General features: G+C 62.9%; 17 protein-coding genes. 7 read left to right on the top strand and 10 right to left on the bottom strand.

The features are described from left to right. Nucleotides 1-44: 44 nt before the first annotated feature. Genes C0V82_RS05625 through C0V82_RS05605 form a run of 5 tightly spaced genes read right to left on the bottom strand, consistent with a single transcriptional unit; the run spans nt 45 to nt 5,612 of the window. A complete protein-coding gene (locus C0V82_RS05625) occupies nt 45-803 on the bottom strand; it encodes a 5'-methylthioadenosine/adenosylhomocysteine nucleosidase (RefSeq protein ID WP_102111480.1) in 759 nt (252 codons plus the stop codon). Further along, entirely contained in the window at nt 800-1,213 is a 414-nt protein-coding gene (locus C0V82_RS05620) for a response regulator (protein WP_102111479.1), read from the bottom strand. Before C0V82_RS05620 ends, C0V82_RS05625 begins: the two co-directional genes overlap by 4 nt. Next, a complete protein-coding gene (locus C0V82_RS05615) occupies nt 1,213-3,909 on the bottom strand; it encodes a PAS domain S-box protein (RefSeq protein ID WP_158659748.1) in 2,697 nt (898 codons plus the stop codon). Before C0V82_RS05615 ends, C0V82_RS05620 begins: the two co-directional genes overlap by 1 nt. A 30-nt stretch (nt 3,910-3,939) precedes the next feature. Further along, a complete protein-coding gene (locus C0V82_RS05610; protein ID WP_102111477.1) occupies nt 3,940-5,277 on the bottom strand; it encodes a tetratricopeptide repeat protein in 1,338 nt (445 codons plus the stop codon). After that, complete coding sequence (locus C0V82_RS05605; RefSeq protein WP_158659747.1) at nt 5,271-5,612, bottom strand: hypothetical protein; 342 nt, start codon at nt 5,610-5,612, stop codon at nt 5,271-5,273. Before C0V82_RS05605 ends, C0V82_RS05610 begins: the two co-directional genes overlap by 7 nt. Before the next feature lie 228 nt (nt 5,613-5,840). Here C0V82_RS05605 and recA point away from each other — a divergent pair, with 228 nt between their 5' ends. Continuing rightward, on the top strand, nt 5,841-6,917 hold the full coding sequence (recA, locus tag C0V82_RS05600) for a recombinase RecA (RefSeq protein WP_102111475.1): 1,077 nt from the start codon (nt 5,841-5,843) through the stop codon (nt 6,915-6,917). A gap of 261 nt (nt 6,918-7,178) precedes the next feature. Then, a complete protein-coding gene (gene alaS, locus C0V82_RS05595) occupies nt 7,179-9,854 on the top strand; it encodes an alanine--tRNA ligase (protein ID WP_102111474.1) in 2,676 nt (891 codons plus the stop codon). A gap of 107 nt (nt 9,855-9,961) precedes the next feature. On the opposite strand, the gene C0V82_RS05590 is transcribed toward alaS, so the two are convergent. Both C0V82_RS05590 and C0V82_RS05585 read right to left on the bottom strand, forming a co-directional pair. Further along, a complete protein-coding gene (locus C0V82_RS05590) occupies nt 9,962-10,894 on the bottom strand; it encodes a ribose-phosphate pyrophosphokinase (protein WP_102111473.1) in 933 nt (310 codons plus the stop codon). 207 nt (nt 10,895-11,101) lie between these two features. Continuing rightward, a complete protein-coding gene (locus C0V82_RS05585) occupies nt 11,102-11,281 on the bottom strand; it encodes a CsbD family protein (RefSeq protein WP_054167277.1) in 180 nt (59 codons plus the stop codon). A gap of 232 nt (nt 11,282-11,513) precedes the next feature. On the opposite strand from C0V82_RS05585, the gene C0V82_RS05580 reads away from it, so the two are divergent. Together C0V82_RS05580 and C0V82_RS05575 are read left to right on the top strand one after the other, a co-directional pair. After that, complete coding sequence (locus C0V82_RS05580; protein ID WP_102111472.1) at nt 11,514-12,332, top strand: class II glutamine amidotransferase; 819 nt, start codon at nt 11,514-11,516, stop codon at nt 12,330-12,332. Nucleotides 12,333-12,342: 10 nt separating this feature from the next. Further along, nucleotides 12,343-13,005, top strand: coding sequence for a DUF2987 domain-containing protein (locus tag C0V82_RS05575; protein WP_158659746.1), 663 nt, complete (start codon nt 12,343-12,345; stop codon nt 13,003-13,005). A 15-nt stretch (nt 13,006-13,020) separates the two neighbouring features. Here C0V82_RS05575 and C0V82_RS05570 read toward each other — a convergent pair whose 3' ends face one another. The 3 genes from C0V82_RS05570 to C0V82_RS05560 are packed head-to-tail and all read right to left on the bottom strand — an operon-like array spanning nt 13,021 to nt 14,037. Next, complete coding sequence (locus C0V82_RS05570; protein ID WP_102111470.1) at nt 13,021-13,416, bottom strand: hypothetical protein; 396 nt, start codon at nt 13,414-13,416, stop codon at nt 13,021-13,023. After that, a complete protein-coding gene (locus C0V82_RS05565; protein WP_102111469.1) occupies nt 13,417-13,677 on the bottom strand; it encodes a hypothetical protein in 261 nt (86 codons plus the stop codon). Between the two features lie 9 nt (nt 13,678-13,686). After that, entirely contained in the window at nt 13,687-14,037 is a 351-nt protein-coding gene (locus C0V82_RS05560) for an ArsR/SmtB family transcription factor (protein ID WP_102111468.1), read from the bottom strand. Between the two features lie 178 nt (nt 14,038-14,215). Here C0V82_RS05560 and guaA point away from each other — a divergent pair, with 178 nt between their 5' ends. From guaA to C0V82_RS26745, 3 genes are all read left to right on the top strand, one after another. Further along, the gene (guaA, locus tag C0V82_RS05555; RefSeq protein ID WP_102111467.1) at nt 14,216-15,796 is read left to right on the top strand and encodes a glutamine-hydrolyzing GMP synthase; all 1,581 of its coding nucleotides are present in this window, start codon (nt 14,216-14,218) and stop codon (nt 15,794-15,796) included. 111 nt (nt 15,797-15,907) lie between these two features. After that, nucleotides 15,908-16,849 (top strand): hypothetical protein, encoded by a 942-nt coding sequence (locus tag C0V82_RS26750; RefSeq protein ID WP_158659745.1) that lies wholly within the window; start codon nt 15,908-15,910, stop codon nt 16,847-16,849. 572 nt (nt 16,850-17,421) lie between these two features. Further along, nucleotides 17,422-17,586 carry a hypothetical protein gene (locus C0V82_RS26745; RefSeq protein WP_158659744.1) on the top strand — a complete coding sequence of 55 codons (165 nt, stop codon included), beginning with the start codon at nt 17,422-17,424 and terminating at the stop codon, nt 17,584-17,586. The last annotated feature ends 6 nt before the right edge of the window (nt 17,587-17,592 follow it).

Here is a 17,592-nt window from a genome sequence, read left to right as displayed (position 1 = left end):
AACGGGCGGGCACGGCGAACCCTGTCGGCAATCCCTGCGGAATTTTACAGGACACCCACCAGACGCCGCACGATGCCGGCGGCGTTATGGGCGGCATTGCGGGCGAAGGTCGGGAAATCCAGGTGGCTGTCGCTGCCGGCCAGATCCGACAGGGCGCGCACCACCACCAGGGGAACCGCGAACCGCGCCGCCACCTGGGCCAGGGCAGCACCCTCCATCTCCACGGCCTGGGCCTGGAACCGCGCATGCAGGTCCTGACGCGTCACGGCACAATTCAGGAAATGATCCCCGGTCAGGACGGTGCCGAAACGCCATGTCGGCGCGCGCGCCACCCCTGGCATCGGCGTCAGGGCGATGCCGTCCAGGGCCTGCGCGATCCGCACCGCCATGCCGTCGGCCAGCGGGTAACCATGGGTATCGTCAAAGCCGGGCAAGGGCGGCACGCCGGGCTGGTACGGCTTCAATCGCCCGTCTGACAAGGCACCGTAATCATGCTGGATCAACCGCTCGGCGATCACCACGTCGCCCACCGCCAGCGCGGGGTCCAGACCCCCCGCCACACCGGAGAATAGCAGGCCGTTCACCGCGAACCGGTGCAGCAGCAGGGTTCCCACGATGGCCGCGTTGACCTTGCCGATCCCCGCCTCCACCAGCACCACCGCCCGCCCGTCCAGGTGGCCCCTGGTAAAGACGAAACCCGCCACCTCTTCCTGCTCCACCCCGCTGAAATGCCCGGCCAGGGCCGCCCTTTCCTCCGGGATGGCGCAGATCAGGCCAAGTGGCGTCTCGTCATTACGCGTCATTTGGGCCGACCATTCTTCACCAGGGTACGGATGCGCACTTCCAATTGGGCGGCGCTGTAGGGTTTGACGATGAAGGCGTCCACGCCCTGGGCACGGGCGGCCAGAACATGGTCCTTGGTGCCGTGGCCCGTCTCCATGATGAAGGGCAGGTTGGGGCGCAGGCTACGGACGGCGGCCAGCAGATCCATGCCGTTCATGCGTGGCATGGCCCAGTCGCAGATCACGATATCCACACCATCCAGGTCGCGGTGCAGCACATCCAGCGCCTCCGCCCCGTCATTGGCCGTCAACACCTCGCGCACGCCCATCTGTTTCAGAACGTCGGCGATCCAGACGCGGGTCTGCTGCTGATCCTCCACCACCAGGATGCGCAGCGACTTGATCGGGTCCTCCGGCATGTACATGCGCATCACGAGCGTCTCCGGTTGGCCAGGGCATCCGCCACGGCCCGGCACAGGGTCTCAGGTTCGATGGGTTTGTAAAGCACGGGAATGCCAGGTGGCAAATCCTCCACCTCGACATGGCCCCGGCCCGGATAACCCGTCATGAACAGGACCACGACCGACGGATCCAGTTCCATGACAAGATGTGCCAGCCGCACGCCACCCAGTGCGGGCATGACCAGATCGGTCAGCAGCAGGTCGATGCCCCCCTCCTCAAACCGTTCCAGCGCCTCCACCCCATCGGCGGCGCGGCGCACGACGTGCCCATCCTGTTCCAGGAAGCCCGACACCAGGGTCAGCAGTTCCGGCTCATCCTCCGCCACCAGAATGGTGGCCGGCTTGGCACCCGTGCTGCTGACGCGCGCAGGAAGCGCCTGGGTGACGGTCATTGCCGGGGCGGGGGACAAAGGTAGCCACAGGGAGAAGCAGGTGCCGCGCCCCGGTTGGCTGTCCACCAGGATGGCGCCGCCCGCCTGCTTCACCGTGCCATAGACCATGGCAAGGCCCAGGCCTGTCCCCTGGCCCGGCGGCTTTGTCGTGAAGAACGGGTCGAAGATGCGGTCCAGCAGGTCGGGTGGCATGCCGGTCCCCCGGTCGGTGACCGACAGGATGGCATAATGGCTGGGGGACAATCCGGCGGGCGGGGTCGCCCCCTCGGCGGCTCTGCTCAGCCTCACCGTCAGCGGCCCACCGCCCGGCATGGCGTCGCGGGCATTGATGGCCAGGTTCAGCAGGGCCTGGGCGGCCATGTCGGGATCAATGGCGACCCAAACCGGATCGTCCGGCACCGCCAGCGACAGATCAATGGTGGCGCCCAGCAGCGGTTTCAGCAGGAATTCCTGCCCGCGCAGCACGGAACCCAGGTCGATCACCTCTGTCCGCGCCACCTTCTGGCGGGAGAAGGTCAGCAATTCACGCGTCAGGGCGGCGGCCCGGTCCACCCCCTGGCCGATCTTGGCCAGATAACCCGCCTGCGTCCCGTCTTTCGGCACGCCCTGTTTGGCCATGCTGGCATAGCCGCCGATGACCGACAGGATATTATTGAAATCATGCGCGATGCCGCCGGCCAACTGCCCCAGCGCCTCCATCTTCTGGGCCTGGAGAAGCTGGCTTTCCAGCTTCTTCTGTTCCGTCACATCGGCGAACAGAACGACAAAGCCGCCACCCGGCATGGGGAAGTGCCGGACCTGCAGCCAGGTGCCGTTGGGCCGCTGGCGTTCGCCGAAATGGATGCCGTCGCGGCGGATACGGTCATAATCGGCGAGGCTCTCCTCCACCGTTTCGCCCGGATATTCCCCCTGCTTGGCTAGTAGCAGCACAAGATCGCGGTCCTTCAGGCCGGGCGCCATGAAGCCGGGCGGAATATCCAGCAGTTCCGACACCATGCGGTTGGCTACCAGCAGATGGCCGTCAGCGTCATAGACCTCGATGCCGATGCCGACATTGTCCATCATGCTGTCGAGGATGCGTGTCTTCTCCCAAATCTCGCGTTCGGCCTGGCGCCGATCGGTAATGTCGCGCAGATAGGCGGTGTAGCGCTTGCCCGGCCCCAGGGGTACTGCCGTGATGGCCAGTTCAACGGGGATAACGGTGCCGTCGCGGCGCAGCGCCTCAGTCTCCACGCGCCGGCCCAGCATGGTGCCGCCGCCGCCGGTTTTCAGCCGCGTCAGACCATGGTCATGCCCCTCGCGATGGACGGGCGGCACGATCATATCGCTCATGCGCCGGCCCATTGCCTCGGCCCGCTGCCAGCCAAAGGTACGTTCGGCAGCGGGGTTGAATTCCAGGATATGGCCGTCCTCATCAATGGAGACGATGCAATCCAGTGCCGTATCCAGGATTGACCGGGCCCGCGCCTCGCTTTCCCGCAGGCGCAGACTGGATGCGGCCTCATGCGTGACATCGCGGAACAGGCACATGACCAGCCGTTCGCCCCCGCCCTGGAACGGCACTGCCGACAGTTCGGCAGTGATGTCCCGCCCATCAATGCAGCGCAGGTCGATCCGCATCTGGTGCAGGGGCTCACCCCCCACCACCCGGCGCAGCAGCATTTCGGCCAGTGGTCGCGTCTCCTCCGTCACCACATCCATTATGTGGAAGCCGGCGGCATCCGCGTCGGCACCGATGCCCAGGATCAGGCGGCCCGCACGGTTGATGAAGCGCCCACGCCCCGTCGCGTCATGCACCGCGATGCCGTCGGGCGACAGATCCACGAGTTGGCGATAGCGCTGTTCGCTGTCGCGCAGCTGCTGCTCCCCGCGTTTTAACTCTGTGATGTCGGTGCGTACGCACAGGGTGCCGCCCTGGGGCAGATGCCGGTCATGCACCCTGATCCAGCGCCCGTCCGACAGCAGGAATTCACCCGGCTGGCCCGTGGGGTTACGGAAGGCCCACATGCGCTCGGCGACATATTCCTCCAGATCGCGGCCCTGGGCATGCAGATTATCACCCGCCGCAATGCCATGGCGCAGCAGGTCCTCAAACGATGTCCCCGCGACCATGCGTGCCGCCGTCACCGGGAACAGCGCCTTGAAGGCCGGATTGGCGACCACCAGCCTTTCCTGCGCATCGAACAGGGCCACACCGTCGGTCAGCATGTCGAACGCGGTGGTCAGGCTGTCCAGGTCCAAGCGCGTCTCCGGCGGCGGCGGGGTCGTCAACACCCATGATGGTGCCCCGGCGCGTCGCCGCGATCAAGCCGGCAACGCCACGCTGATGCGCGACAGCAGACCCGCCCAGTCGCCGCAGCGCTGCTGCCGGAACAGCCGCATGGACGGATACCATCCCGTCTTCGTTCCCTGGTCCAGCCAGCGCCAGTCGGTATCGGTGGCGATCAGCGTCCAGACGGACCGGCCCATGGCACCGGCCAGATGGGCCAGGGCGCTGTCGGGCGTGACCAGCAGGTCCAGATGCGTCAGGATCGCGGCAGTATCCGCCCAGCCCGTGATCCGCGCGCCCAGATCGGTGACATGGTGGGGCAGGGGGGTGGTTACCATCTCTTCCCGCCCGCTGGCCACCTGTAGCGCGTACCAGTCGGCCCCCGTGCGTGTCAGCAGCGGCAGCAGGTTGGACAGGCCGGGGGAGCGCCAGACATCACCCGGATGGGCGGGATTGCCAGCCCAGCTGAACCCGATCCGCATGCGTCCTGGCCGGCGGGGCAGTGCGTCCGCCCAACGGGCCGACAGGGCCGCGTCGACACTGATATAGGGGCCATTCCAGGGGATCGTGGCCGGGGTCAGTCCCAGGATGCCGGGCAGGTCCAGCAAGGGCACCTGCATATCGACCGGCGGCAGGGCCTGACCGCGCGCCACGACAGTGCCGTGGTGCCCATCGGCGAACAGCGGCGTCAGAGCCGCCGGCATCTCCAGAACCAGTTCCGCCCCGGCATTGATCAGCGGGCGCACCAGCCGCGCGCACATGATGGTATCGCCGGCCCCCTGTTCATCCCAGACCAGCAGACGCCGGCCCCTGATATCCTGGCCCCGCCAGGGAGCAATGTCCCGGTGCCGGGGTGGCCGGGCGGATACGGACCAGCGGTGATGATAGTCACGGAACCCTTCATCCCAGCGGCCCAGCCGCAGCAGGGCCAGGGCGCGGCCCAGCTTTGCCGACGTGTCGTCCGGCGTGATCGACAGGCAGCGCTCGAACGCCGCCAGGGCACCGGCCGCATCGCCCGTCACCCGCCGCCACAGGCCGGTATCGCGCCAGACATAGGCATGATGGGGGCCGTACTCCTGTGCCGTGGCCAGATGCGTACCGGCCTCCGCCTCCCGCCCTGTATGCAGCAGCAGATTGGCCAGGGCGCAGCGCGCGGGGACCAGCCGGGGTGCCACGGCCACCGCACGCAGCAGCAGGGCCTCTGCCTGTTCCACCCGCCCGGCACGACGGGCGGCATCGCCCAGGGTCAGCAGGGCGACCACATGGTTGGGATCAGCATCCAGCACCTGTCGCCACAGCGTCAGGGCCGTCGCCCCATCGCCCCGGTCCGCCGCCTTTTCCGCCGCCTGGACCAAATCTGCCACGCTCACCATTGTTTCTCCGTCAGGGTCGGCTTGCCCTGTACCGTGCTGCTGATCGCCTCCGGCATGCGGACCAGACGGTCGCTGCGGATGACGGGAAGGGGATCGGGATCATAGATGGCTTTCAGGCGGCGGTATTCCTCATAATGGAATTCCTGCTGTTCCTGAAAATCCGGCTCCCCGTTGCGCCGGCCTGTGACGATCACTTCCTGTTCCATGGGCGGGCTGTCGGGCTTTTTGGCCTGTGCGGGCGGATTGGCGTTCTGGGCCTCCGCCGGCGGGCAGAAAAGGGCCAGTCCAAGAAGGGCCAGACAGAACAGCCCGCGATTCCCGTTTGTGACGATCATGATGCGCACCATTGGACGGCCATGAAGGGGACCATCATAGGGGATTCCTTGTGGTTTCGCATATGAACTTTGTTCATATTTATGAACCACCCCCTTCTCCCTTCGGAAACGCAACGGCAAAAAGTGAACATAGTGAGAACATTTGCGCTTGGCGGGTGAGAACAAAGAATGTACAACAGGTGCAGTTGAACGCGCATGCACATCCGTGCGAGAAGGAAGGGGACAATAATGTCGGCAGCTCCACTCCGTCTGGTTGAAACACCCATGGACAAACAAAAAGCTCTGGATGCCGCTCTGGGCCAGATCGAACGCGCGTTCGGCAAGGGCTCGATCATGAAGCTCGGCGCCAAGGAGGCCTTGACGGAGACGGAGGTGGTTTCCACCGGCTCTCTGGGTCTTGACATCGCACTGGGCATCGGCGGCCTTCCGCGTGGCCGTATCATCGAGATTTACGGGCCGGAAAGCTCGGGCAAGACGACGCTCGCCCTTCATGCCATTGCGCAGGCACAGAAGAATGGTGGCGTTTGCGCCTTCGTCGATGCCGAACATGCGCTTGATCCCTCCTATGCCCGCAAGCTGGGCGTGGATGTGGATGAGCTGCTGATCTCGCAGCCCGATGCCGGCGAACAGGCGCTGGAAATCGCTGACACGCTGGTCCGTTCCGGCGCCATCGACGTGCTGGTGGTGGACTCGGTCGCGGCCCTGGTGCCGCGCGCCGAACTGGAAGGCGAAATGGGCGACAGCCATGTCGGCCTGCATGCCCGTCTGATGAGCCAGGCGCTGCGCAAGCTGACCAGCTCCATCTCCAAGTCGCGCTGTCTGGTGATCTTCATCAACCAGATCCGTTTGAAGATCGGCGTGATGTTCGGTAACCCGGAAACCACGACGGGCGGCAACGCGCTGAAATTCTATGCCTCCGTCCGCCTGGATATCCGCCGCATCGGCGCTATCAAGGACCGGGAGACGGTGACCGGCAACCAGACCCGTGTGAAGGTGGTGAAGAACAAGATGGCGCCGCCCTTCCGCGTCGTCGAATTCGACATCATGTATGGCGAGGGCGTGTCCAAGGTCGGCGAACTGCTCGACCTCGGCATCCAGGCCGGCGTGGTCGACAAGTCGGGTTCCTGGTTCTCCTATGACGGGCAGCGCATTGGTCAGGGCCGTGAAAACGCCAAGACCTTCCTGCGCACCAACCCGGCGGTCGCCGACAGCATCGAACAGAAGATCCGTGCCAATGCCGGCATCGTGGCGGGCGCCATGATGGGCACGCCGGAAACCGATGGCGATGCGGCCAGCCCGGAGTGATCCCGGACCGCATGGCAATGCATGTTCAGCAAGGGAGGCGGGAAACCGCCTCCCTTTTGCTTTTCAGGGTGGTTTGATCCCAACGATCCGTGCAACACCCCCTGTTTTTGTGTTGCATGATGTTGCATCTGGCCGTCGTTGGAGCGTTTTTGCCCCCCAACATGGCCCCCATGGGCAGGCGGGCATGGACAGGGCGGCACTGGCCACGGTAAAACCCACACCCCATATTGTCGCGACCCAAGCAGCTGCCAGGCCGTCCCCATGTCCAAGAAGACCGTCAACGAAATCCGTTCCACCTTCCTCGACTATTTCGGGAAGAACGGCCACGCCATTGTCGACAGCTCGCCGCTGGTCCCGCGCAATGACCCGACGCTGATGTTCACGAATGCCGGCATGGTGCAGTTCAAGAACGTCTTCACGGGCCAGGAACTGCGCCCCTATAACCGCGCCACCACCTCGCAGAAATGCGTGCGCGCGGGTGGCAAGCATAACGACCTGGACAATGTCGGCTTCACGGCGCGCCACCACACCTTCTTTGAGATGCTGGGGAACTTTTCCTTCGGCGATTATTTCAAGGCCGACGCCATTGAGCTGGCCTGGAACCTGATCACCAAGGAATTTGGCATCTCCCCGTCCAAGCTGACGACCACCGTCTTCCATAATGATGACGAAGCGTTTGACCTGTGGAAGAAGATCGCGGGCCTGCCGGATGACCGCATCATCCGCATCCCGACGTCTGACAATTTCTGGATGATGGGCGATACCGGCCCCTGCGGCCCCTGCTCGGAAATCTTCTACGATCATGGCGACAAGATCGCCGGCGGCCCGCCGGGCAGCCCGGATCAGGATGGCGACCGTTTCATCGAGATCTGGAATCTCGTGTTCATGCAGTATGAACAGCTGCCGTCCAAGGATGGTGGGTATGAACGCGTGCCCCTGCCCAAGCCCTCCATCGATACCGGCATGGGCATGGAGCGTCTGGCCGCCGTCATGCAGGGCGTCCACGACAATTACGATATCGACCTGTTCCAGGGCCTGCTGGAAGCCTCGGCAGAGGCGACGGGCGCGTCGTTGAAGGGGCCGCAGGCCACCTCCCACCGCGTCATCGCCGACCATCTGCGCTCCTGCTCGTTCCTGATCGCCGATGGCGTCATGCCCTCGAACGAGGGGCGTGGTTACGTTCTGCGCCGCATCATGCGCCGCGCCATGCGTCATGCCCACATGTTGGGCGCCAAGGACCCGGTGATGCACCGTTTGGTGCCGGCCCTGGTGCGGGAGATGGGCGGCCATTATGCCGAACTGGTGCGCGCCCAGGCGCTGATCACCGAAACGCTGCGCCTGGAGGAAACCCGCTTCAAGCAAACGCTGGACCGTGGCCTGAAGCTGTTGGACGAGGCGGAGGCGCCGCTGGCCGAAGGTCAGGCGCTGCCCGGCAATGTCGCCTTCACGCTGTATGACACCTATGGCTTCCCGCTGGACCTGACCCAGGACGTGCTGCGCACCCGCAACCGTCCGGTCGATGTGGACGGCTTCAACGCCGCCATGGAAGAACAGCGCAAGAAGGCGCGCGCCGCCTGGGCTGGCTCGGGCGAGGCCGCAACGGAACGCGTCTGGTTCGAACTGAAGGACGAGGTCGGGGCGACCGAGTTCCTGGGCTATGACACCGAGGCCGCCGAGGGTGCGGTGACCGCCATCCTGGACAAGGAAGGCAACCGCGTCACCAGTGCTGCCGAGGGGGCCGAGGTCCTGGTCGTCGTCAACCAGACCCCGTTCTATGGCGAAAGCGGCGGTCAGGTTGGCGATGCTGGCGTGATGATTTCCGCCAAGGGTGCGGAGGTTACGGTCCGTGACGTGCAGAAGAAGCTGGGTGCGGTCTTCGCCCATGTCGGCACGGTCACCAAAGGCACCTTGGCCGTTGGCGATGCCGTCGAACTGAAGGTCGATGGCACCCGCCGTGGCGCCATCCGCGCCAACCACAGCGCCACCCACCTGCTGCATGAGGCGCTGCGCCGCCGTCTGGGTGACCATGTCACGCAGAAGGGCTCGCTGGTGTCTGCCGACCGTCTGCGTTTCGACATTTCCCAGCCGACGCCCTTGGCCGCGAATGATGTCGCCGATGTCGAAGCGGCGGTGAATGCCCGCATCCGTGGCAATAGCGAGGTCACCACCCGCCTGATGACCCCCGACGCCGCCATCGCCGTCGGCGCCATGGCCCTGTTCGGGGAGAAGTATGGGGAGGAGGTGCGCGTCGTCTCCATGGGTGGCGTGGACGAGGCCGGGAACAAGGAATTCTCCGTCGAACTGTGCGGCGGCACCCATGTCCGCCGGACGGGCGATATTGGCCTGTTCAAGATCGTGTCCGAAGGGGCCGTCGCCGCCGGCATCCGCCGTATCGAGGCGCTGACCGGTGCCGGTGCGTTGGCCTATCTGGAACAGCAGGAAGGCCGTCTGCTGGATACAGCCCAGGCGCTGAAGGTGCCGGCGGGTGAGGTGGTGGCCAAGGTCACCAGCCTGCTGGACGAACGCCGGAAGATGGAAAAGGAACTGGCCGACCTGCGCCGTCAGGTGGCGCTGGGCGGCGGCGGTTCCGGCGGTGCGGCAGAGGTCAAGCAGATCAATGGTCTGGGCTTCATCGGTCGCGTCGTCGCCGACCTGCCGGCCAAGGACCTTAAGCCCTTTGCCGATGAGCTGAAGAAGCAGGTGGGTACCGGCGTCGTCGTCGCCATCGCCGTGGCCGATGGCAAGGCTTCCGTGGTTGTCGGCGTGACCGAGGATGCGGTGGCCAAGGCCAGCGCCGTCGATCTGGTCCGCGTCGCGGCTGCGGCCATGGGCGGTAAGGGTGGCGGCGGCCGCCCCGACATGGCCCAGGCCGGCGGCCCCGATGGTGACAAGGCTGCTGATGCCATCGCCGCGGTGGAAGCGGCACTGGCGGGTTGAGAAAAGGTGATGGCGGCGGAAATCCCAAAGTTTTCCGCCGCCTTACCCCACAAACAAAAACGGCGCCGGGGATACCGGCGCCGTTTTTATTTTGATCGGGTCAGGGATCAAACGAACAGGCTGGACACCGAACGCTCATTGCTGATGCGGTCGATGGCGTCGGCCATCAGGCGGGCGATGGAACGCTGACGGATATTGGTGGCCTGCTTCACGGCGTCGGTCGCCACGATGCTGTCGGTGATCACCAACTCATCCAGCGGCGAGGCGGAGACGCGGGCGACGGCGCCGCCGGACAGGACGCCGTGGGTGACATAGGCGCGTACCGACGTGGCGCCACGGGCCTTCAACGCCTCGGCGGCGTTACACAGCGTGCCGGCGCTGTCCACGATATCGTCGATCAGGATACAGTCGCGGCCCGACACATCACCGATGACATTCATCACCTCCGACACGCCGGCGCGTTCACGCCGCTTGTCGATGATGGCCAGATCGGCCTCCAGACGGCTGGCAATGGCGCGGGCGCGGACCACACCGCCCACGTCGGGCGATACCACCATCAGCTTGCCATTGCCGACATGTTCCTGGATGTCTTTGGTGAACTCGCCACCGGCCACCAGATTATCGACGGGGATGTCGAAGAAGCCCTGAATCTGACCGGCATGCAGGTCCATGGTCAGGACGCGGTTAGCACCAGCGGTGGTGATCAGGTTGGCCACCAGCTTCGCCGAAATCGGCGTGCGGGGGCCGGTCTTGCGATCCTGACGGGCATAGCCGTAATAGGGGATCACGGCGGTAATGCGGCGGGCCGAACCCCGGCGCAGCGCGTCGATGATGACCAGCAATTCCATCAGATGGTCATTGGCCGGCTTCGACGTGGATTGGATCACGAACACATCCTCGCCGCGGACATTCTCGTTGATCTCAACGAAAATCTCATTATCGGCGAAGCGGCGGATCGATGCCTTGGTCAGCGGGACCTCAAGGCAGGTCGAAATGGCTTCAGCCAGCGGCTGATTGCTGTTACCGGCGATCAGCTTCATGGTCGTGCTGCCCGTCTTTGTTGGAAAACCAGGGGTGAGCGGTGCCACCCCTGGGGGCGACACCGAACCTTCACAAAGGCGGGCGCACCATAACCCCGGCCCCCCCAACTGTAAACGCCGCGACCGTTGCAGCCTACAACGGTGTGACAGGCGGCCACGGCATGGGCGAGGGGGGCCGGACAAGAAAGGACGGGACGGGCAGGGGCGTCAGCGGGTGGCGTCGCGCACCGCATCCTTCAGGTGCCCCTTCACCTGCTGGGCCTTGCCCTTGGCCTGATCGGCGCGACCTTCCAGCTCCAGGGCGGGATCGTCGGTGGCCTTGCCGATCCCCTTCTTTACCGCACCCTTGGCTTCGTTCAGCTTGCCCTTGATGGTATCGGTGTTCATGGAATTCTCCTTGGTCTTTCAGGGCCGCCAGATCCGGCGGCTTCGACGCATAGAACAGCGGGGAGGGGGTTTGGTTGCGGACCGCCCTTGAAAGGTCACAGGCGGTAGCATTTCGAACGATGTTCAAAATGCCATTGCTTTGCCCTTGTTCCGCCATGGGGGACTGATTTAACAGTAAGGGGCCGTGGTTCGGGGCCTGATCTGTTTGCTGAACCGTAATAAGGTGGTTTCGATGTGCCGTTGGCTGGCCTATGCCGGTATTCTCATCGCGATGGACACGCTGCTGTTCCAGCCCTGCAATTCGCTGATCCGGCAGTCGCTGTCGGCCCAGCGTAGCGTCGCCCCCACCAATGGCGACGGTTTCGGCCTGGGCTGGTACGGGGACATTGCCAAGCCTGGGCTTTACCGCGATACGATGCCGGCCTGGTCGGATGCCAACCTGCGCTCGCTGGCCGAGCAGATTCGCTCGCCCCTGTTCTTCGCGCATGTGCGGGCGTCTACGGGCACGGCGACGTCGCGGCTGAACTGTCACCCGTTCCGCTATGGCGACTGGCTGTTCATGCATAACGGGCAGATCGGCGGCTGGCCGCTGGTGCGCCAGGATGTGGAGGGCATGATCCGCAAAGACCTGTACCGCCACCGCGAGGGATCGACCGACAGCGAGGCGTTTTTCTATCTGGCGCTGGGCAATGGCCTGATGGAAGACCCGGCCAGCGCCTTTGCCCTGACCGTCGCCCAGATCGTGGGCAAGATGCGGCGCGAAGGGGTGACGGAACCGTTCCGCATGACGGCGGCCTGTACCGATGGCAAACGGCTTTATGCCGTCCGCTGGTCCTGTGACGGTCGCTCGCCCAGCCTGTTCTGGACCCAGGGCCATGTCGATGGCTGCCGCGACGGGCGCGTCTGCCTGGAGGACGGAACAGACTCCGTCATGGTCCTGTCCGAACCGCTGGACGAGGATGCCAGCCACTGGAACGAGGTGGCCGAGGGCTCTTTCCTTGTGGCGGAAGGTAGCCGCGTCACCGTCAGTCCGTTCCAACCGCTCGGTTGAGGTTTGCACCATGCGCCTGTTCCTGACCACCGCCCTGGTTCTGTCGCTGGCCGTACCGACGGCATGGAGCGCTGTCGGCACGCATACCGTGCCGTACAGGCAATTCCATGACGAGATGGTCAAGTTCTATGGTCAGGGGCATGATCATCTGGCACTGCGCCTGTCGGTGCAGCCGACCAATGACAAGCAGCCGCTGGACGCACCCGTCACCCTTGTGGTGACAGCGCCGGAGGGGCGGGTGGACCTGTCCGTCGATGCCGACAATGCCGTGGATATCCCATTCCGTCCAGACTGGGTGCAGGCGGGGGCCATGGTCACCGTCAATCAGGCGGCTGGCACCTATAAGATGAAGGCGCAGATCGGCATGAAGGTGACACCGGGCACCACCCGCATCGCCTATGCCGACGTGAAGGCGGCCTTTGATCAGTTCGACAAGCTGATCGAGAAGGAGGCGGGGGCCGTGTCGTTCCTGGCCCCATCGGCCAAGACGCTGCGCCTTGTCTGCGGCAAGGATTGCACGGTGACGCTGGAGGGCACCAAGGGGGCGCGCGTGCTTAAGGCCGATGAACGGGGGCGGGTCAATGTGCCCAATGACAAGGGGCTGGTGAAGGAGAACCCGGTCCTGGTGGTCAGCCAACCTGTTGCCTATACAGTGCTGACGACGAAGGGATAGGGCGGGTAGGGCGGGTTACGAAGGCGCACCCTTTACATAAATCCGCCAGACATAATCCCACGGTACCACTGCGATGACGATCACCACCATGCCGGTGGCGACGATGTTGGCAGCGATACCTTCGTCTATCGTGTCGTTCTGCCATGCCGGGAAGGCGACGCGGGCCAGCCAGATCAGTTTCCAGGCGATCTCCCAGAACATCAGGGGCAGCATGCGCAGCGGGTGGCGCAAGCCTAGCAGGGCCAGGGCTGACATGGCACCCAGCATGGTTACCACTACACCTTCCATCAGCTTCCAGCTTTGGGTCGGATCAATGATCTGGGACCAGTTAAGGTACCCGGCCCCCAGCGCCATGAGAAGGTAAACGGCGCGCAGCAGATGCAGGCGCCATGCGGCAATACCGTCGATCATTTATTCCACCTGCTTCAGAATTTTTTCGACATTGGTCAGCGTGGTGCGGGCGGCGGTCAGGTCGGCGCGCAGGGCATTGATGGTGCCCGTCTGTTCCTCCAGCGCCGCCACGGCGCGTTCGGCAAGAGCGCGGTAGGCGCCGTCATCGGCCATCCTGGCCTTGGCCTGTATGGTCTTGCTGATCATCGTGATAGCAACGATCGAAACGACCCCCACCACCATCCAGAAAATCGCAAAGAGAAAGGTATCATCCGCCATCATTATCCCCTGTCAGTTCCCTGTAGCGCTGTGCGCCGAAAGCCCCGCCGCCACCTGACGCAGGCTTTCTGCGGTCAGGGTCAGGTGAAAGGGGGCCAGTTGTAGATAGTTCAAGGCCTTGCCGTCGTCCGACAACTCCAGCTGTGATGTCACCAGTCCCGCTTCCTGCAATTTCTGCACATGCAGATGCAGGAGGGGCCGGCTGATCCCCAGATCGCGGGCCAACTGGCTGATATAATGCCGGTCTCCGCCCGCCAGCCTGGCCACGATGCGCAGGCGGTGGGGGTTGGCGAGCGCCGACAGGGCCGCCAGGACCTGTTCCCCATCGCACGCCGTTCCGGCTATCTGAAGTTCGTATTTCATGTGTAAGGTATTTCTTACAGGTGAAAGAAAGAGTCAATAGGTATTTATGGTCCGCCGCCCGTCGCGTGCGGTCCGGTTCAGACAGGGGGCAGCCTTGCGGAGGTGCCTGTTGCCGGGAAGGGCTTGGTTGGTTAGGTTGCGGCGCATTCTCCGCCCCTGACCCGCAGGAAAATGCGCCATGGCCGCCGCCTCTTCCACCGCACCCGCCGCCCATCCCGACCGTGTCCTGATCCTGGATTTCGGATCGCAGGTGACGCAGCTGATCGCCCGCCGTGTGCGCGAGGCCGGCATTTATTGCGAAATCATCCCCTATAGCGCGGACGAGGGCCGCATTCGCGCCTTTGCGCCTAAGGCCATCATCCTGTCGGGCGGCCCGGCCAGCGTGACGGAGGCGGGCAGCCCGCGCGCCAATGACGTGGTCTGGACCCTGGGCGTGCCGGTGTTCGGCATCTGCTATGGCCAGCAGACCATGTGCGAGCAGCTGGGCGGCAAGGTGGAGCCGGGCGAGACCCGCGAGTTCGGCCGCGCCTTTGTTGACGTCAAGGATGATTGCGCCCTGTTCGAAGGCGTGTGGAGCATCGGCGCGCATGAGCAGGTGTGGATGAGCCATGGCGACCGTGTCACCAAGCTGCCCGAAGGATTCCGCATCGTCGCCACGTCCGAGGGCGCGCCCTATGCCATCATCGCCGACGATACCCGCCGCTTCTATGCGGTACAGTTCCACCCCGAAGTGGTGCATACCCCGCATGGCGACGCCCTGATCCGCAATTTCCTGTTCAAGGTGGCGGGTCTGAAGGGCGATTGGACCATGGCCGCCTTCCGTGCCGAAGCCGTGGCCCGAATTCGCGAGCAGGTGGGTTCCGCCAAGGTGATCTGCGGCCTTTCGGGCGGTGTCGACAGCTCCGTCGCCGCTGTTCTGATCCACGAGGCGATCGGGGCCCAGCTGACCTGTATCTTCGTGGATACCGGCCTGATGCGGTCGGGCGAGGCCGAACAGGTGGTGACCCTGTTCCGCGACCATTATAATATCCCGCTGGTGCATGTGGACGCCGCCGACCTGTTCCTGGGGCAGTTGGAGGGCGTGTCCGACCCGGAGCAGAAGCGCAAGATTATCGGTCGCCTGTTCATCGAAGTGTTCGATGGCGAGGCCGCCAAGATCGGCGGCGCGGAATTCCTGGCCCAGGGCACGCTGTATCCCGATGTCATCGAGAGCGTGTCGTTTACCGGCGGCCCCAGCGTCACCATCAAGTCGCACCACAATGTCGGCGGCCTGCCCGACCGCATGAAGCTGAAGCTGGTGGAGCCGCTGCGCGAGCTGTTCAAGGATGAGGTGCGCGCACTGGGCCGTGAACTGGGCCTGCCGCACAGCTTTGTCGGTCGCCACCCGTTCCCCGGCCCCGGTCTGGCCATCCGCGTGCCGGGCGAGATCACGCGCGAGAAGCTGGACATTCTGCGCAAGGCCGACAGCGTCTATCTGGACGCCATCCGCAAGGCAGGCCTTTATGATGAAATCTGGCAGGCCTTTGCCGTGCTGCTGCCCGTGCGCACCGTCGGCGTGATGGGCGATGGCCGCACCTATGATTATGCCTGCGCGCTGCGCGCCGTGACCTCGGTCGATGGCATGACGGCGGATTATTATCCGTTCGAACACAGCTTCCTGGGCCATGTCGCCACCCGCATCATCAACGAGGTGCGCGGCATCAACCGCGTGACCTACGACATCACGTCGAAGCCGCCGGGCACGATTGAGTGGGAGTGATCTTTTTGTTCAACAACAAGGAGGGTTGCGATTCTCTCCTTGTTGTTAAGTGTGGTCCGCACCATTATAAAAAGCATAAGACGACACCCACTTGCACAAAATGGTAGCGAAATGCCTTTTGACGTTTCCACTCTTACTAACCTAGAAGAAGCCTTGTCGGGATGTTATAAATATCACAATCAACTCGATAGCTTTTTAAGCAGATCGGGCGTGCCGAATGAAATTATTGCTAAAGCGCGTGCAGCGGCTGACATAAAATATCAGAATAAAGATAGTGGCTTTGCACGGGCTCCAAAGCGTGTTGTTGTAAAGGAGTTAATAATAATAGTATCCGAACTGGGTGACAGTGGCGATCGGATGTTTGCGGGCGTTATAACAGGGCTTAATCGTGTTTCCTTCCCCGACGCTAATCCGGAGTCGCTGGCAGCGATTGAACGTTTACGTCAACAGGTTGCAACTGACCGGCAGGAGGCTCAGCGCATTCGTGAAGAGACAAGACTTGCGGAGATTGAGAGGGGAGAATTAGAAAGAAAAGCTAAAGAGGCGGCATACGTTTCTGATGAACAGGTACGGGTAAATTTTGGGGATAGATTTATATCTTTGATGGCTGAAGCCAATGCACAAACTAGAGGGTATTTATTTGAGTCATTTTTGAATGAATTTTTTGATTATGAGCAGCTGGCGCCGAGAGGTTCGTTCAAAATTACTGGTGAACAGATAGATGGTTCATTCCAGTGGCGTAATCGGACAAATTTTCTTGAGGCAAAGTGGGTTAAAACGCCCGTTGCTGGTGCAGATTTTGGGGCATTTTTATACAAAATTGAAGGGAAAACGGCTGATACTAGAGGTTTGTATGTTTCAGTCAATGGTTATTCGCCTGAGGCAGTAAAGAGTTTGAGCGCAAAAGGTGCTCTGAAATTCGTGTGCATAGATGGAGCTCATCTTATGCGCGCCATGATACCTGGCCAAAAAATTACAAACATACTAGATATTGTTTGGCGGCATGCCGATGAGACTGGAGAGGCGTACCTTCCCGTAGATAGAATAAAGTGATTTATACAATTCATCGAGAATTGGAATTTTTACGCTATGAGACATCGTTTCAAGTGGGCATTGCTCGTTTTGAGCCACCTCTTTGTGACGGCTGATACAATTGCCCAGGATTGCAGCGACCTCAATATATACGACGCCGAAAATCTGCATTCAGCCATTCTCAAGAATGAATCGGGTCCGCGTCTATACTTTCAGCGCTCGGCGGAACATTGTCCCGGTGGGGCAGATTGTCAGGCCAAGGCCTATCTGGTGCCCGGTGACCGTGTGTTTCTGGCGGATGAAAAGGGGCCCTATGTCTGTGCGATGTTTCGCGGCAAGAAGCGTGATACGGCAGGGTGGTTGCCGCGCGCTAGACTCAATATTGATGCGACGTCAGCGCCACCGACCCGGGAAGATTGGTTGGGTCGGTGGCGCACGGGAGAGAACTGGTTCCTGGTAGACGCGAAGGAGGGGGGAAGCTGTACATTAAAGGTGTAGCCTTCACACCCCCCTACTATTTGTCTGATTTTGACGTAGAGACCGCTCCGAAGGGCAACAAGGTCGTCTATAAGTCTGCTGGATGTACCATCACCTTGCGCTGGTTGGCGGGGTTCATCCTGGCCAAAGACACCTTTGGCTGTACTGGTACCGGGAACAGCCTCTACGGCATCTATATCCGCACCGCCCTTACCACCGACCCGGCGGATGAAACACTAGAGGCCGCGGCGGCGGCGGCGGGCAGCCGTTCGGACGATTGAGCCCTG

Source organism: Niveispirillum cyanobacteriorum (genome assembly GCF_002868735.1).
GTDB classification, from domain to species: domain Bacteria; phylum Pseudomonadota; class Alphaproteobacteria; order Azospirillales; family Azospirillaceae; genus Niveispirillum; species Niveispirillum cyanobacteriorum.
This window is presented reverse-complemented; position numbering and strand designations above follow the sequence as displayed.

Coding starts and splice junctions, on each gene's coding strand:
- C0V82_RS05625 (WP_102111480.1), bottom strand. CDS start 803: ATGACGCGTAATGACGAGACGCCACTTGGCCTGATCTGCGCCATCCCG.
- C0V82_RS05620 (WP_102111479.1), bottom strand. CDS start 1,213: ATGCGCATGTACATGCCGGAGGACCCGATCAAGTCGCTGCGCATCCTG.
- C0V82_RS05610 (WP_102111477.1), bottom strand. CDS start 5,277: ATGGTGAGCGTGGCAGATTTGGTCCAGGCGGCGGAAAAGGCGGCGGAC.
- C0V82_RS05605 (WP_158659747.1), bottom strand. CDS start 5,612: ATGATCGTCACAAACGGGAATCGCGGGCTGTTCTGTCTGGCCCTTCTT.
- recA (WP_102111475.1), top strand. CDS start 5,841: ATGTCGGCAGCTCCACTCCGTCTGGTTGAAACACCCATGGACAAACAA.
- alaS (WP_102111474.1), top strand. CDS start 7,179: ATGTCCAAGAAGACCGTCAACGAAATCCGTTCCACCTTCCTCGACTAT.
- C0V82_RS05590 (WP_102111473.1), bottom strand. CDS start 10,894: ATGAAGCTGATCGCCGGTAACAGCAATCAGCCGCTGGCTGAAGCCATT.
- C0V82_RS05585 (WP_054167277.1), bottom strand. CDS start 11,281: ATGAACACCGATACCATCAAGGGCAAGCTGAACGAAGCCAAGGGTGCG.
- C0V82_RS05580 (WP_102111472.1), top strand. CDS start 11,514: ATGTGCCGTTGGCTGGCCTATGCCGGTATTCTCATCGCGATGGACACG.
- C0V82_RS05575 (WP_158659746.1), top strand. CDS start 12,343: ATGCGCCTGTTCCTGACCACCGCCCTGGTTCTGTCGCTGGCCGTACCG.
- C0V82_RS05570 (WP_102111470.1), bottom strand. CDS start 13,416: ATGATCGACGGTATTGCCGCATGGCGCCTGCATCTGCTGCGCGCCGTT.
- C0V82_RS05565 (WP_102111469.1), bottom strand. CDS start 13,677: ATGATGGCGGATGATACCTTTCTCTTTGCGATTTTCTGGATGGTGGTG.
- C0V82_RS05560 (WP_102111468.1), bottom strand. CDS start 14,037: ATGAAATACGAACTTCAGATAGCCGGAACGGCGTGCGATGGGGAACAG.
- guaA (WP_102111467.1), top strand. CDS start 14,216: ATGGCCGCCGCCTCTTCCACCGCACCCGCCGCCCATCCCGACCGTGTC.
- C0V82_RS26750 (WP_158659745.1), top strand. CDS start 15,908: ATGCCTTTTGACGTTTCCACTCTTACTAACCTAGAAGAAGCCTTGTCG.